The 14,570-nt window shown below is 41.9% G+C and carries 14 protein-coding genes and 1 other RNA gene; 4 read left to right on the forward strand and 11 right to left on the reverse strand.

From position 1 onward, the window contains the following. The first annotated feature begins 113 nt into the window (after window positions 1-113). From ACZ41C_RS13255 to rny, 4 genes are all read left to right on the forward strand, one after another. Window positions 114-404 carry a hypothetical protein gene (locus ACZ41C_RS13255; protein ID WP_138259692.1) on the forward strand — a complete coding sequence of 97 codons (291 nt, stop codon included), beginning with the start codon at window positions 114-116 and terminating at the stop codon, window positions 402-404. 10 nt (window positions 405-414) lie between these two features. After that, the gene (locus ACZ41C_RS13260) at window positions 415-711 is read left to right on the forward strand and encodes a cell division protein ZapA (protein ID WP_138259693.1); all 297 of its coding nucleotides are present in this window, start codon (window positions 415-417) and stop codon (window positions 709-711) included. Window positions 712-767: 56 nt separating this feature from the next. Next, a non-coding RNA gene (gene ssrS, locus ACZ41C_RS13265) (6S RNA) lies at window positions 768-877 on the forward strand. Window positions 878-922: 45 nt separating this feature from the next. Then, window positions 923-2,491, forward strand: a complete 1,569-nt coding sequence (gene rny, locus ACZ41C_RS13270; RefSeq protein ID WP_464562083.1) for a ribonuclease Y — start codon at window positions 923-925, stop codon at window positions 2,489-2,491. Window positions 2,492-2,520: 29 nt separating this feature from the next. Here rny and ACZ41C_RS13275 read toward each other — a convergent pair whose 3' ends face one another. The 11 genes from ACZ41C_RS13275 to ACZ41C_RS13325 all read right to left on the reverse strand — a co-directional run bounded on the left by ACZ41C_RS13275 (window position 2,521) and on the right by ACZ41C_RS13325 (window position 14,512). Beyond that, window positions 2,521-2,880 carry a hypothetical protein gene (locus tag ACZ41C_RS13275; RefSeq protein WP_464562085.1) on the reverse strand — a complete coding sequence of 120 codons (360 nt, stop codon included), beginning with the start codon at window positions 2,878-2,880 and terminating at the stop codon, window positions 2,521-2,523. Window positions 2,881-2,891: 11 nt separating this feature from the next. Continuing rightward, complete coding sequence (locus tag ACZ41C_RS13280) at window positions 2,892-3,497, reverse strand: MarC family protein (protein ID WP_138259695.1); 606 nt, start codon at window positions 3,495-3,497, stop codon at window positions 2,892-2,894. Between the two features lies 1 nt (window position 3,498). Next, on the reverse strand, window positions 3,499-4,020 hold the full coding sequence (locus ACZ41C_RS13285; RefSeq protein ID WP_138259696.1) for a DUF3124 domain-containing protein: 522 nt from the start codon (window positions 4,018-4,020) through the stop codon (window positions 3,499-3,501). Window positions 4,021-4,088: 68 nt separating this feature from the next. Further along, window positions 4,089-6,134: a DUF349 domain-containing protein gene (locus ACZ41C_RS13290; protein ID WP_464565761.1), complete on the reverse strand. Its 2,046-nt coding sequence runs from the start codon at window positions 6,132-6,134 to the stop codon at window positions 4,089-4,091. A gap of 153 nt (window positions 6,135-6,287) precedes the next feature. Next, window positions 6,288-7,046 (reverse strand): shikimate dehydrogenase family protein, encoded by a 759-nt coding sequence (locus ACZ41C_RS13295; RefSeq protein WP_464562088.1) that lies wholly within the window; start codon window positions 7,044-7,046, stop codon window positions 6,288-6,290. Continuing rightward, window positions 7,018-8,037, reverse strand: a complete 1,020-nt coding sequence (locus ACZ41C_RS13300; protein ID WP_138259698.1) for a DUF368 domain-containing protein — start codon at window positions 8,035-8,037, stop codon at window positions 7,018-7,020. The genes ACZ41C_RS13295 and ACZ41C_RS13300 overlap by 29 nt, the downstream gene beginning before the upstream one ends. A gap of 12 nt (window positions 8,038-8,049) precedes the next feature. Beyond that, the gene (locus ACZ41C_RS13305) at window positions 8,050-8,964 is read right to left on the reverse strand and encodes a polyprenyl-phosphate transporter (RefSeq protein ID WP_138259699.1); all 915 of its coding nucleotides are present in this window, start codon (window positions 8,962-8,964) and stop codon (window positions 8,050-8,052) included. A gap of 19 nt (window positions 8,965-8,983) precedes the next feature. Next, the gene (locus ACZ41C_RS13310; protein ID WP_464562090.1) at window positions 8,984-10,387 is read right to left on the reverse strand and encodes a tetratricopeptide repeat protein; all 1,404 of its coding nucleotides are present in this window, start codon (window positions 10,385-10,387) and stop codon (window positions 8,984-8,986) included. A 103-nt stretch (window positions 10,388-10,490) separates the two neighbouring features. Continuing rightward, entirely contained in the window at window positions 10,491-11,666 is a 1,176-nt protein-coding gene (locus ACZ41C_RS13315) for an aspartate aminotransferase family protein (RefSeq protein ID WP_464562092.1), read from the reverse strand. Between the two features lie 12 nt (window positions 11,667-11,678). Continuing rightward, window positions 11,679-13,367 carry an OstA-like protein gene (locus ACZ41C_RS13320; RefSeq protein ID WP_464562094.1) on the reverse strand — a complete coding sequence of 563 codons (1,689 nt, stop codon included), beginning with the start codon at window positions 13,365-13,367 and terminating at the stop codon, window positions 11,679-11,681. 155 nt (window positions 13,368-13,522) lie between these two features. Beyond that, window positions 13,523-14,512 carry a ThuA domain-containing protein gene (locus ACZ41C_RS13325; protein WP_464562096.1) on the reverse strand — a complete coding sequence of 330 codons (990 nt, stop codon included), beginning with the start codon at window positions 14,510-14,512 and terminating at the stop codon, window positions 13,523-13,525. Between the last annotated feature and the right edge of the window lie 58 nt (window positions 14,513-14,570).

Consider the following 14,570-nt stretch of genomic DNA (forward strand, 5'->3'; position numbering starts at 1 on the left):
CCCAACGCTCCTATTTATTGAGGTTGTCCAAATGGCCCCAAGAATATTTCTGAAAAGTATTGCTAAGTCAGCGAACGAATGTTAACTTTGTGTAAATCGCATCGAATTTTTGTATGGGCGAATTAATTCAAATCGTTGATTCCTTAGAGAATAAGATTAGCAAGTTGCTCCATAGATTGGAGGTTTTGGACAGGGCTAACAAAACGTTGGAGAATGAATTGAAAAATGTACGGTCCAATCAGGAAAATGCCCGTAAAACGGTGTCTGAATGGGAGGAGAAATACAATTCGCTCAAACTGGCAAATTCAATGCTTGGCAGTAATACAAACAAAACAGAAGCTAAGCTTAAAATAAATACATTGATAAGGGAGTTGGACTATTGTATAGCACAGCTTTCGGAATAATGTACATACTATGTCTGAAAAGCTCAAAATAAAGCTCTCCATTGCTGACAGGGTCTATCCATTGACCATTGACCCAAGTCAGGAGGAAGGTTTGAGAAAGGCGGCCAAAAATATTGAACAATTGGCCAAGAAATTTGAGCAGAACTATGCCGTGCGGGATAAGCAGGATGTATTGGCCATGTGCGCCTTGCAGTTTGCCTCCAAAATTGAGCAGAAGGGGATAGAACAGACAAAGGGAACCAAGGAAGCTGAGGAGCGTTTAAAGGCGCTCGCGGAACTGGTAAATTTGCAGCTTGCCTCAAAATAAAAACGTTCTTTTAAATACATTAAGTTACTGCCCACATTGGTAATACCTTTTGACGAACTCAACATTAATTAAGTTAAAAAGGGTGAGTTTAGATTGTAAAAGCAGGCCTTACTCGTATAAGGATCCTTGATCAGTCTGTTAGCCCTAAACCTGTTTATCGGAGTTTGTACAAAACTTCTCCAATGTGGGCTTTTTTTTAAAATATAACACTATGGATAGTACAATAATTATAATAGCGGCCATTGTTGGTTTGGCCATCGGTTTTGCCATCGCCAAGTTTATGGAAAAGGGCAAGGCCTCCAAAACCATCGCCAATGCAAAAAAGGATGCCGCCCAAATTTTGAAGGAGGCGAAGATAGAGGGAGAAAACATTAAAAAGGATAAGATACTACAGGCCAAGGAGAAATTCTTGGAGCTTAAGGCGGAACATGAGAAGGTCATCATTGGGAAGGACAAGAAAATAGGGGAGGCGGAAAAAAGGACACGAGACAAGGAGTCTCAAGTGAGTAGCGAACTTGCCAAGAACAAACAGCTCAATTCCCAACTTGAAAACAAGATGAAGGAAGTTGAGCATGCCAAGGAGTTTTTTGAAAAGAAGCAGGCCGAAGTGGATAAGCTCCATAAGAGCCAAGTGCAGCAATTGGAGGTCATTTCCGGTCTTTCCGCTGATGAGGCCAAAAGTCAATTGATCGAGAGTTTGAGGGATACGGCCAAGTCCGATGCTATGGGCTATATACAGACCACGTTGGAAGAGGCCAAACTTACCGCCCAGCAGGAAGCTAGAAAAATTGTTATCAATACCATACAGAGGATTGGAACAGAGGAAGCGGTGGAAAACTGTGTATCCGTTTTCAATATTGAATCGGACGATGTTAAAGGTCGTATCATTGGTAGGGAAGGAAGGAATATACGGGCATTGGAATCAGCTACCGGAGTTGAGATTATTGTAGATGATACACCGGAGGCAATTATTCTATCTTGTTTTGATTCCGTACGAAGGGAAGTGGCCAGATTGTCCTTGCACAAGTTGGTTACCGATGGAAGGATACATCCGGCAAGGATAGAGGAAGTAGTTAAAAAGACGGAGAAGCAGATAGAGGCCGAAATTGTTGAAATTGGGAAACGTACGGTTATCGATTTGGGTATCCATGGGCTACATCCAGAATTGATCAAAGCCGTGGGAAGGATGAAATATCGTTCCTCTTACGGGCAGAACTTGTTGCAGCATTCCCGCGAGGTTGCGAAACTTTGTGGCGTTATGGCATCCGAATTGGGCTTAAACCCAAAAATTGCCAAAAGGGCCGGTTTGTTGCATGACATTGGAAAGGTGCCCAACACGGAGGCCGAAGTTGAAACGCCTCATGCTATATTGGGTATGCAGTGGGCCGAGAAATACGGTGAAAAACCAGAGGTATGTAATGCTATTGGCGCCCACCATGATGAAATTGAAATGAAGACACTTATATCGCCGATCGTTCAGGTATGCGATGCCATTAGTGGTGCGCGTCCAGGAGCAAGAAGACAGGTCCTAGATTCCTACATTCAACGTTTGAAGGATTTAGAGGAGATAGCCTTTGGTTTTGGCGGTGTTCAGAAAGCTTATGCCATCCAGGCCGGGCGTGAGCTACGGGTAATTGTGGAGAGTGAAAAGGTCAGCGATGAAAAGGCCGCACAATTGTCCTTTGAAATTTCACAGAAAATACAAACGGATATGACCTATCCAGGTCAGGTAAAGGTAACGGTGATACGGGAAACAAGGGCCGTGAACGTTGCCAAATAAATCGGCAAGGAGGCTATAATGCCTCCTTTTTACTTTTGTGATTCCCTGTTAATCCATAGCAATAGGGAATTTTTTTCTTCAAGTGTGAGGGCGTTATTTTTTCCTTTGGGCATTTTGTTTTTTACAAAGACCTGCTCATTGATTTTAGACACCAGACCGTTCATGTTATCCAATGTAAAGTGATCAAGCCTTTTCCTAGTCATATGGCAGAAATTACATTTGGAATCCAAAACGGAAAAGGCCTTGTTTTGAATGGGATCCTGTGGCTCAACCGAAATGGGTAATTCCGAGGGTCCGGTTAGAGCATCAAAACTAAAATGTATTCGGTCGTTGTAGAAAAAGTGAACCCAAATTAACAATGGAAAAACAAAAACCTTGCTTTTGACCATTATGTATAATTCTAATGGAAAAAATCCTTGAGGCCGTCCAAAATGCTTTGCACGGCATAAGAGGCCAAAATTAGTCCCATAATCTTACTGATTACCGTAATGCCATATTCACCGATTCTTCTTTGTACTATGTTGGCGGCAAGTAACAACAAGCAGGTTAAAAATATGACTACCAAAACCAAAACGGTAGTTATTACTTGCTGATTCAGAGCGTATTTGTGATTGTCAGTCATCAAAACAACGGCCATGATAGCACCAGGGGAAGCGATGCTTGGTATTGCCACCGGGAAGATAGTAACATGTTTGTAATCCGAGATTAAATGCTTTTCCGATTCTGGTTTACCGTCGCCAAAAATCATGGTCAAGGCAAAGAGAAACAAAATAACGCCACCCGAAACTTGAAAGGCATCTAGTGAAATCTCCATGCCTTCAAGAATAAGTTGGCCAATGACGATGAAGAACAATAATATGAAGAAGGCGACAATGCAGGCTCTTACTGCAATCTTTCTCTTATGAAGCCTGTCAAAGTGTTTGGTGGCCTCCAAATAGACGGGAACTGAACCTATTGGGTCAATTACTGCAAAAAGAAAAAGGATGGTAGTGATTATTTCCTTCACATCATTTTATTTGGTGTCCTTGGGTAGTAAATGATAAACCTTGCTGTCCATAGGTTGAAATCATTACTGCTTCAAAAATAGGGTAGGTGCTCTCAGGTTCAATTGCCCAATCGAAAATAAAATTAGCTCCAGTGCCCCCCTTTTTATCAAATTCCGCAATGACTATTTCCAACGTTTCCAATTCGGAAATTTCTATAGGTTTGTTGATATAGGAATGTATTTTATTTCCGTGGGTGTCAAAATAGTCGGCTTTTAAAAGATAGAGCTTCCTTTTGTCATCTGTATTGCGCATGCTTACGGTCGCCGTTAAATCAATGGAGGTATGCTCCGTGTAACTGTATATCTGTGAATAAACGGATAAGTAAGTGCTTCCGGTAAGCAATGAATCTTTTTGGACAAGATTTACTTCCTTACTGCTCCAATCAATTTTGGACAAAGGTTCCTCGGTTCTTTCCTTACCGGAATTACAGCTGATAAGTCCAACGAAAAAAAGAAGCATTAAACTAACTATTCGGATTTTCATATCCCGTATTTTTTGGTGGAACAGTGAAGTGTATAATCATAAAGAACTGTAAAACAGGAAGTATTGGATTATTCCTCTTCAGGGGCGTCGTTAGCTTCTTCGGCATCCTCCTTTTCCAAGTTGTTCCTTAAGATATTCAACTTCTTAAGTTTCGTTTTCCAGGAGTCCAAGGCTTCCTTATGTTTTTCAACCCGGTTGATTACATCTTGGACCAATGGATTGTTTTCGGAATCGTCTGAAAAAAACTGTAGGTTATTCTCAAGCTGTATTATTTCGTTTTTGCTTTCCTCGATTTTTTTCTTGATAAAGCTACGTTCCTTTTGAATGGCTATTTCTTGGTTGTCCTCTTCCTTGAGCTTTTGAATTTTATTTCCATATTTCAACAACTCCGATTCTTGGGGGCTTACCTTCAATTTATTGAACAGGGCGTCGACTATTTTATGAAACTTTTGATTGATGTTTTTTTGTTTGAAGGGAACATGGCCAATGACCTTCCATTCCTCCAGCATTTTTTGGATTTCCTTTATGTCGCTTTCCTTTTTACCGCTCAGTTTGAAATCCTTTAGGCTTGCAAGGATGGCCTCTTTTTTATTGAGGTTCTCCATCTCCTCCTTATAGGAATCATTTTTGGAGGCATGTAATCTATCAAAATAATGGTTACAGGCAGTCTTGAAATCCTTCCAAAGTTTATCCGAATATTTTCTGGGGACATGACCAATTTTTTTCCACTCGCTTTGAATGCGTTTCATTTCATTGGTCGCGGTTTCAAAATCCTCACTGTCCTTGAGAGAAACCGCTATATCCAATAAGGCCCTCTTTTTGTCCAAATTGTCCTGTTGGTCCTTTTTAAGGTTTTTATAAAACGCGTTCTTGTTTCGGTTAAAGGAACGCACCGCATTCTTAAAGGAACTCCATGTCTTATCATTTTCTTTTTGGGGGACCTTTCCCGCCTTAAAGAATAGTTCCCTAAGTTCTTCCAGATGCTTGATCTGCTTTTGGATGCCCCTGTGATTGTTGGCCACATTTTCCGAAAGCTTAACAATTTCCTGGATTATTTCGTTTTTCCTTTCCAGATTTTTCTCGCTTAGTTTGTCCAGTTCCTTAAAATACTCCTGCCTTCTTTCATGAATGGCCTTGGTAGCACCGCTAAAACGCTCCCATACTTCTTCCCTATGTTCCTTGCCCACGGGTCCAATGTCCTCCTTCCAAATCTTGTGCAGCACCTGTAGTTCCCTAAAGGCTTTGTTGAGGTCCGGCTCCACGGCAAGGGCTTCGGCACGTTCCACGATTTTGAGCTTTTCCTCCAGATTATGTTTGAAGTCCAGATCTCTGAGTTCCCGGTTCAGGTGAAGGAAATCATAAAAAATCTCGATATGGTGGTGGTAGGTTCGCCACACATTGTTGTATTCGGCTCTGGGGACCGGACCGGCATTTCGCCAATTTTCCTGAATCTCCTTAAAGGTTTTGTACGTGGTGTTCATATCCTCTTCCATGTTTACAAGACCTTTCAAGCTCTCTATAAGTTCCAATCTATACGCCAAATTTTCCTTATGGCTTTTCTCAAGGTTCTTGTAATACTGGTTTCGCTTTTCCTTGTAATCCGTATATACCTCGTTGAACTGACGCTTGGTAACGGAATTGTACCGAAAGTCGATTTCATTGCCTCCATTGGCCACGAAATCCTCTTTTTTCTGTTCGATAAAATCCTGAAACTTCAGATTGAATTCGTCCTTAATGGTGTCCACATGCTTCCTAATGGCCTGTACTTTCTCGTTCCTGACCAATTTTTGAAGTTCACCAACGAGATTTTCCATGGACATGGAATGGTAATCCAAAAACGGAATTTCATGTCGCTTTTGGGTTTCCGTATCCTCGGCATCTTCGGCGTTGCTTTCATCGATTTCGTCCTGGACATCCACCTCTTTTTCGGAGGCTTCCTCTACCGATTCGGTATGTGTCTCTTCCGATTCATTCGCTACAAGGGGTTCATTTTCAGCATTGTCGGTTCTTTCCTCGGTAGGTTCTTCTAGAATGGAATTATCGGCCTTTACAACTTCGGTCTTTTCCTCGGCTACGTTTTCTTCGGTTATTTTTTTCTCGTTTTCTTCAGACATCATGGAAAATTAGGTGTCTACAAGATAGTGACAACCTAAATAACTGCAAAGTTTATGGGTTTTCTTTTTGTGGGCCTAGAATACACCTATGGTTATGCTAAATGTAACATAGTTAAAACCATAGTGTTGGAAAACGATTGTGGAAACCAATCATTAGTCCTGTTCATTCCAGATTTCCCAGGCGCGTTCCGCCTGTAGTTCCAACATTTTCAATCCGTTCAATATGACAGCGCCTTGGGCTTCCCCCAATCGTAGAAATTCCGTTTTTTCCGGATTGTAAATTAAATCGAACAGGAGATGTTTTGGTCCCAAATAGGCATAGGGTAGGGCAGGTTTGTCCGTGATATTGGGGAAAGTACCCAAAGGAGTACAGTTTATGATCAACAAATGCTCTTTTATAATTTCTTCCGATAGCTCTTCGTAGGTAAAATTACCCGACTTTGATTTTCTGGAAACAAATGAAAACTGGATGCCTAATTGCTTAAGCACAAAGGCAATGGCCTTGGATGCGCCACCTGTTCCCAATATCAATGCTTTTTTGTGGTAGGTTTTGAGAAAAGTTTCCAAGGATTTTTCAAAACCATAGGCATCGGTATTGTATCCCTTTAAATGATTTCCCCGGATTTTTATGGTATTTACTGCGCCAATTTCCGCTGCCGATGCATCAAGGGCATCCAAAAATGGAAGTACTTCCTGCTTGTAGGGAATGGTAACATTTAAGCCGATGAGATTTTCGGTGTTGGAAATGACCGATTCAAAGTCCGCTATCGACGGGATATCGAAGTTTTCATACCGATGGCTGTCCAGACCAAGGGCCTCGAACTTTTTTGAAAAATAACCTCTTGAAAAGGAATAGGAGATATTTCTACCCACCAACCCGAATCTATGCAAACCGTTTCCTGTTTTTTCCATACCAATCCAAAAGTAACAAAATACCAACACCCACAACTATGAAGAAGAAGGCCCACCAGGTTTCGGTCAACCCAAGATCTGGAAGATAGCGTTCGTAGTTCATGATGATTTCTTTTCCGTTAGAGTCCAAAAGAATAGTACCATCTGCATCCTCCTTAAAAATTGTTTTTTTCCAAGGCCATACTACGCCCAAAGACCCCGTTATAAACCCTAGAATTACGGCGGTTGAAATATGTTTGTAATGTTTGAGCACATAACTGAGAATATGGGACAAGGTTACCAATCCGGCCGCGGAGCCCAAGGTGAATACCGCAAGAATCTTCAATGTCCTAAGGCGTTCCGCATTGGAAACGAAACTAAAATCCCCCACAAACACCTCTGAAAAAGTGTCGTAGAGAGCGTTTACGGAATCTACCAGAAGCAAAACGTAATTACCTAGCAAAATCAGGATGAACGAACCCGATAATCCGGGAAGTGTCATACCCGATACACTGATCATGCCACAGAAAAAAATGAACAACAGATTGTCGTTTTCCTTTGCGGGACTCAAAAAACTAATGGCCACGCCTACGGCAAGCCCCAATAGGGCGGCTGGAACCGTTTTTTTTGTCCAATGCCCAAAATCCTTTCCAATGTAATAAATGGACCCTATGATCATCCCGAAGAAAGCCGCCCAAACATAAAGTTCCTTTTTGACCAAAAAATAATCGAGCACTTTTGAAACACTGAAATAGCTCACCAACATCCCGAAAATTAGGAGCGAAAGGAAAGAGCCGTTTATATATCTGTAAAAACTTTTGAACCTACCAGCGATCAGAAGCTTAAAAGCCTTGATATTTACCTTTTGGAGGGAATAAATGAATTCTTCGTAGAATCCGGCAACGAAGGCCACAATACCGCCGGACACTCCGGGCACTTTATTGGCGGCGCCCATACATAGTCCTTTGACCACTAAAAATAGTTTGTCCAGTAAAGTTCTAGTATCGCTCATTTGGGACCTTGCCTATTTTTTGGAAGCTGTTCTTTCCAAGATAAAAATAAGGGAAAATCCTATGAGGGCCGCAAGGATGGCATATAATATTTGGGGATCACCCTCATAGTTGAAAGGGGAAGTATTGGTGTCGATAACCACGGTTTTTTCTCCAAAAACCCTAGTTTCCAAGATGCGCTTCCATGGCCAAATTTTATTGAGGGATCCTAGAATGAAACCCGTTAATATTGCCAAGGTCAAATTCTTATAATGGGTGAACATCCACTTTAGCAATCTTGCAAAACTCAACAGCCCGAAGACAGCCCCCAGACCCACAGTGATGATTATTGCAAAATCTTTTTCATGTACCGCATCCAATATGGTTTTGTAGGACCCTAAAAGCACTAAAATGAAGGCTCCTGAAATTCCGGGTAAAATCATTGCACATACGGCCAAAGCTCCAGAAAGAAAAAGATACGGAAGGCTGTCAATATTATCGCTTGGTGGGAGGGTGGTAATGTAAAATGCAACAAAGGCTCCCAATATCATGGCAAAAACGATTCCAAGATTCCATCGTTTGATTTCCTTGCCCACAAAAAAAACACTGGCCAGCACCAATCCAAAAAAGAAGGACCATAGCAAAATGGGCTCGTTTTCCAATAACCAACTTACCAAGGTCGCCAGTGAAAAAAGGCTTATAAAAATGCCGATGAATAGTGCCAATAGAAAATTTCCGTTCATGGATTTCCAAACGGCCTTAAAACCATCCTCTTTCCACGTATTTAATAATCCAAGATTAATATTGTTGATGGCTGTAATCAACTCTTCGTAAATCCCTGAAATAAAGGCAATGGTGCCGCCGGAAACGCCGGGTACTACATCGGCCGCCCCCATGGCCATTCCCTTAAGTGTTATGAATAGGTAGTCTATTAAATTTCTATTTCCCATACAATTTTGGAGTGAAACGTCAAGAAGCTTTTTTGTAGTTCGCTAAAATAGTATTAATCCACTCTGAATTGCTGTATTGGGGAAATTGTTTGTTAAAAAGTTGGAGTTGATTTCGTTTTTTGTCCAGTTTCAGGGCATCCAGAAGGCATATTCTGGCATTGATAAAATCTTTAATGATTAGGTTAAACCCAACCGATTTATAAATAATTTTCAAATTTTTTGGATAAAACTCCCTTCCTTGCGCCAGGATTTGCAAGGCGGACAGTGTGTCTCCGTTAAAATGCGCTACATCGGCCCATTTCAACCACGTGTCCAATTCATAATTTCCCAGATCTACCACCTGCTTGTAAGCGAAATCTGCTTGGTCGTAATTTTCCAAGGCGTAGTTGATATTGGCACATTTCTTCCAATACAAAGGATTTTCCCCGTCAATGTTCAACGCCTTGTTTATGTAATAAAGGGCCTTCTCGTAATTCTTATTGTTGTAATAAAAATTGGTAATTGCCAACCAGCCTTTATCCAACAAAGGATCTTCGTGTACGGTTTGGTAGAAATAGTATTTGGCCATTTCCTTGTTCTTCAACTTTTCATAACACTTTCCAATACGTAGGAATGCATGGGAAGTGGGATCCTCAATATTGATGGTGGTCTCGTAATTCTCTATGGCCTCCTTGTATTTCCCTAGTTTCTCCAGCACTTTTCCTTTTTCAAAGTAGGCCCCTATGAAGGTGTCATCGGAGATTATGGCAAAATCGAATGCCGTTAGGGCCTCGGGGAACATACGCTTTTCGTAGTACTGCTTGCCCAATTGGTGCCAAGCAACTTGACAATATGGGTTTTTGTCCAGGTATTCGTTGAGGTAATAAATAGCCCCGTCGTAGTCTTCCAAAAATTCAAAGCAATAAATGACATTGTAGAGCGACGAATAATCCTCGTTATCGAATTCAACACAGCGCATAAAGCTTTCCTTCGCCAATTTAAAATCGTCCATGAACAAATATTCCATGCCTAAGAGGGAATAAATGTCAAAAGAATCGGTCGTTAGTTCCAAAGCCTTTTGCAATAGGGAAACCGCTGCCGCGTGATTGTCCTTTTTTGAAAAGATATTCGCCCTTTGGATGTAGATTTCCTCATTGTTCCTATCCAACATCTCCAGTTCGTCCAATAATTTTTCGGCGTTTTCCAAATGGTTTTCAAACACCATGACCTCCACTTGCAAAAGTTTCAGTTCAATGGAACATGGATGCTGTTGTAAACCTATTTTAATACCTTTTTTGGCTAGGGAAATCTTACCGTTGTTCAGGTAGTGGTGCACTATGTCCTCAAAGTCCTCCGCGTCAAAAAAATAGACGTCATCGGTCTTAAGCATAGATTCAAACTTGGTAATGGGCTTGTCAGGTCTTTCGTTAGATTCTAACGCCATAGGAACGTTTTGGTTAAACTATGGATTTAAAATTAAACTTTTGTTGATGCTTAGTACCCCAAATAGGCGGTATATTATTAACAAATTAGTTAACAAAATATTGTCAGATTCCGTCAAGAATGTCAAGAATAACCCTACATCCCTTGCGGATTTCATCCATGGAAATGGTCAATGGAGGAGAAATACGTACGGCCCTTTTTTCAAACAACAACCAAAATAAAATCAGGTTTTTCTCTTTGGCTTCTAGCACCAATTGATCGGCTATTTCCGGAGTTTTCATAATCAATGTCAACATGAGTCCCTTTCCGCGTATCTCCTTGATTTTGGGATGTTTCAAACATTCCCTGAACAGTTTTTCCTTTTCCAGGGTATCTTCGATCAAGGTCGTTTGCAAAAGGGTTTTGAGCGTCGCCAAACTTGCGGCGGCTATCACTGGATTTCCTCCAAAAGTGGTAATGTGTCCCATCTTGGGACCGTCGCTCAAGGTATCCATGATGGTCTTGCTTGCAATAAAGGCACCTACGGGCAAGCCCGATGCCATTCCCTTGCCTATTACTAGAATATCGGGTTCACAATCAAAATGTTCAAAAGCGAAAAGTTTGCCCGTCCGGCCAAAACCGGGCTGAATCTCGTCCAGAATCAATAAAGCGCCAACTTCTTTACATCGGTTTCTGATTTTTTTGAGATAGTTGTTTTTTGGCAAAATAAAACCCGCTCCTCCTTGGATGGTTTCCAGCACCACACAGGCCGTTTTTTCCGTGATGAGATCAATATCCTTCAAATTATTGAACCGGATATGGTGCACATCCGGTAACAAAGGTCTAAAAGGGGCCTTACGTTCCTCATAGTCCATTAGGCTGAGACTACCCATGGTATTGCCATGGTAGGCGTTATGGGCGGCAATAATCTGTGACCGACCCGTATAGCGTCTGGCCAATTTAAGGGCTCCTTCCATAGCCTCAGTTCCGGAATTCACCAAATAGGTCACTTCCAGGTTCGCAGGTAGCTGTTGTTGCAATAATTTGACGTATTCCGTGGCAGGGGATTGGATATACTCCCCGTACACCATTACGTGCATATACTTCTGTGCCTGTTTTTGAATGGCCGCTACAACGGCTGGGTGGCAATGCCCCAGACTGCAGGCAGATACCCCGGCAACAAAATCCAGATGGGCATTTCCGGCAACATCGTAAATATAGCTCCCCTTGGCGTGTGAAATTTCAATCCCCAACGGATATAGGGAAGTCTGTGCCTGATATTTGAGAAAATCCTCTTTCATGAATGGGGTCGATTATTTTCTCGAAGCATCTTTTTGCCGGGGATCCGTAGCCTTGGTATTGGGAAGATTGTTCACGGGATCGCTCTCATTTTTGCTCCGCTCTTCTTCTTCGGCATCTATGTCAATGGGATTGTCAATTCCCCGAATCGTGACCAACTCAATGTTGTTATCGTCCTCATCAAAAATGTCGTCCTTGGTCATGATGCGTTCATCGCCGCGCCAAATAAAGCCTTGGAGTTTTCTACTGTTTTCGGGTAGTTCCGCTTCCGTGTAGATGGTTCCATCGGGATTGGTAAAAAACGTGAGGTCCTCCACATCGTTATTGGCCATGGTTATTCTGATAGCACTACAGACTGTTTTGTCAATGCCAATAAGCTCATCGTCATCGTTGTACATGTAATAGATCACCTCCGTATTCTGTACCAGGTCTATGATCTTTAATTCGTTCTCTACAAACTGACCGTACAGATTGATTCCCTTCGCCTGATTATACCCTTTTTTACTGATGCTGTCCAGAGAAATGACAAAGGCATTTTGTAAAACTTTTAATGAATCCAACTTTTCCGTTTCCAAGTTGGAAATAAGATGGATACTGTCGCCTGTCATCTGGTTGGCCCCGTTCCATAAAATGGGATTTTTAATCAGTTGGGTAATACCCGTTTTTTCTTCGGAATGAATGGAATCACACTTGCCACTAAGGTCTTTTTTGAAAAACTTGGCGTTTCTAAACGCACGCGTAATCCTAGCCTCCGGTTTACCGGTAACCATCAAGGTATCGCCATGGACATAGAGCGAATCCAGTTCTTGAACCAAAATAGAGACAGCCCTTTTTGTCGCAAAAACCGAATCTTTCGCTTTATGGACTTCGGCATAGTGAGCTCTTATTACTCCATTGTTTATGGTGTCCGTAACGGTGATATTGTTGGTGGCTGATGCGAATTCCCTGGCCTTGTTAAAATAAACGCTATCCCCCTCTACGATGCGATTGTTATAATTGATTTTGGTATTTTTTATGAAGTAACCACTCTCCACCTTGGTGTCGTAAAACCCCCGTTCGCAGTAAATTTTATAGGTTTCCCCAACAATGGTGGACGGCCCATACATATAGGCATTTTTGGAAGTCGTGTAATAATCCAGTTGCTCCGAATCCAAAATATATTCAGGATTGTCAATATGAACGCTGTCCAAGAACTGATATTTTTTCTGTTCCATGAAATACCGACCGATTCTGCTGGTTAGGGTATTGGCCGAATCTATAACGGTGCCATTATCTTGATAGTAGGCTTCCTGCTTGATACGGTCCAACCGAAGTGTATCGGTTCGTAGGGTCATATCGGCGTTTTTTAACACGACATTGCCCCAGGCTTTGGCCAATTTTTCATCTCCCTGATAATTGATTTTTTTGGCCGTCATTTCTACGGAATCGCCTTGTTTTAAGAGCACGTTGCCAATCGCCTCCAGCCGATTTTCACGCTGAAAATAAATGGCCACGTCGCACCATAGGTCGGCCCCTTGGTGTTCAAATTGGACCTGTCTTTCATCCTTGCTAAAAATGGAGGCACCGGGATATTCGGTTTCGTTTTTGGTGAAGTTGGCCCCATAAACAATATTGATTTGTTTAGGTTCCTCTGGGGGTTCCTGCGCAAAAACGGATATGCTTACAAAAAGGAACCATGTTCCCAATACGGTACTACGCAACACGAATTTTTTTTCAAAAATAGGATTTTTAGTGGTGGCTGGCGCATCCTTAGCATTCTTTTAGGAAACCTGGATTCCTATTCGTTTGCTTTGGGAACTAAGTTCTAAACCCGTTTTTCCATTAATAGCTGGACTATTTTTGTACCGGTTTCTCGCCATTAGTGTATGAGTTTTGGCTTTTGGTTCAATTTGTACTTTTGGCCAAATCCGGAATTGTTGGGTTCATAGGGACTCGCCAAGGTAACGTTCACCCCATCTTCCGGAATTTTATCCTCTTTCCCCAATGCCCAAAAAATTCCGTTCATGGCAATTTTGCGCACCTGCGGAAGTTTAAAATCATAAGGGTGGCCCAAGGTGGTAAAAAATACGCGCCCTGCTTTCCCACTGTTACCGGTATAACTTTTGGTCCAGGCTACGGGGTTGGTCAGTGGAAATTTATCCAAATTTCCATCTATTTCATGTTGGGACTTGGTGGAGTATCCTTTTAGAATAGGTTTTGAGTCGCCATATAAACTCCAATCCCCACCATCCACATGATAGAGCCAGGAATATGCCTCAAAAGGTTTAAACCCGTTGAGGATGGCATTACTGGAATCGATGGCGGATATTTTCGTAACGGGAAATTTGCCGTCGTCAAAATGACCGTGGTGGGTAATCCATTGCTGACCGAATACTTTGGTAGGCCATTCATTGTTCCAGTATTCCAAGGTTGGATCATCGTATTTGAAGGCGTGGGTCGATGTTCTAAAGCCTACGATCGGCTTTCCGGATTCCACATAGTTTGAAATGTAATCCCGTTCTTCTTTGGGCAATTGCCTGTATCGGGTAAAGATCACCATTAAATCTGCATCTTCCAATGCTTCCAAATTTGAAATATGGTCCAATCTGTTGGGGTCTATAGTCCCAGTGGAGTCCAAAGCATAACAAACAGTGACCTTGGCGTTCAATTCCCTTTTAGCTATGGCCGCCAGCATGGGCATGGATTCTTCGGAGCGATATTCCTCGTCCCCGGTTACGAACACGATATGTGGGGGATTTTCAGTTTTCTTTTGTGCCAATTGGGGCTCCTTTTTTTCCTCCTTGCAGGCGAAGGCCAGTATCACAAAAGCAAATACCATTAAGTGTCTGAAATTGATTCGTTCTTTCATACTTTTAAAATTAGGTTTAGAGCTTCATTTTTAAACATTTCCTTTTGTAGAGGTATTT

It is taken from the genome of Maribacter sp. C-4077 (assembly GCF_055378385.1).

Excerpts from the sequence above, each read along its gene's own strand:
- ACZ41C_RS13255 (WP_138259692.1), top strand. The coding sequence starts at position 114 with ATGGGCGAATTAATTCAAATCGTTGATTCCTTAGAGAATAAGATTAGC.
- ACZ41C_RS13260 (WP_138259693.1), top strand. The coding sequence starts at position 415 with ATGTCTGAAAAGCTCAAAATAAAGCTCTCCATTGCTGACAGGGTCTAT.
- rny (WP_464562083.1), top strand. The coding sequence starts at position 923 with ATGGATAGTACAATAATTATAATAGCGGCCATTGTTGGTTTGGCCATC.
- ACZ41C_RS13275 (WP_464562085.1), bottom strand. The coding sequence starts at position 2,880 with ATGGTCAAAAGCAAGGTTTTTGTTTTTCCATTGTTAATTTGGGTTCAC.
- ACZ41C_RS13285 (WP_138259696.1), bottom strand. The coding sequence starts at position 4,020 with ATGAAAATCCGAATAGTTAGTTTAATGCTTCTTTTTTTCGTTGGACTT.
- ACZ41C_RS13290 (WP_464565761.1), bottom strand. The coding sequence starts at position 6,134 with ATGTCTGAAGAAAACGAGAAAAAAATAACCGAAGAAAACGTAGCCGAG.
- ACZ41C_RS13295 (WP_464562088.1), bottom strand. The coding sequence starts at position 7,046 with ATGGAAAAAACAGGAAACGGTTTGCATAGATTCGGGTTGGTGGGTAGA.
- ACZ41C_RS13300 (WP_138259698.1), bottom strand. The coding sequence starts at position 8,037 with ATGAGCGATACTAGAACTTTACTGGACAAACTATTTTTAGTGGTCAAA.
- ACZ41C_RS13305 (WP_138259699.1), bottom strand. The coding sequence starts at position 8,964 with ATGGGAAATAGAAATTTAATAGACTACCTATTCATAACACTTAAGGGA.
- ACZ41C_RS13310 (WP_464562090.1), bottom strand. The coding sequence starts at position 10,387 with ATGGCGTTAGAATCTAACGAAAGACCTGACAAGCCCATTACCAAGTTT.
- ACZ41C_RS13315 (WP_464562092.1), bottom strand. The coding sequence starts at position 11,666 with ATGAAAGAGGATTTTCTCAAATATCAGGCACAGACTTCCCTATATCCG.
- ACZ41C_RS13325 (WP_464562096.1), bottom strand. The coding sequence starts at position 14,512 with ATGAAAGAACGAATCAATTTCAGACACTTAATGGTATTTGCTTTTGTG.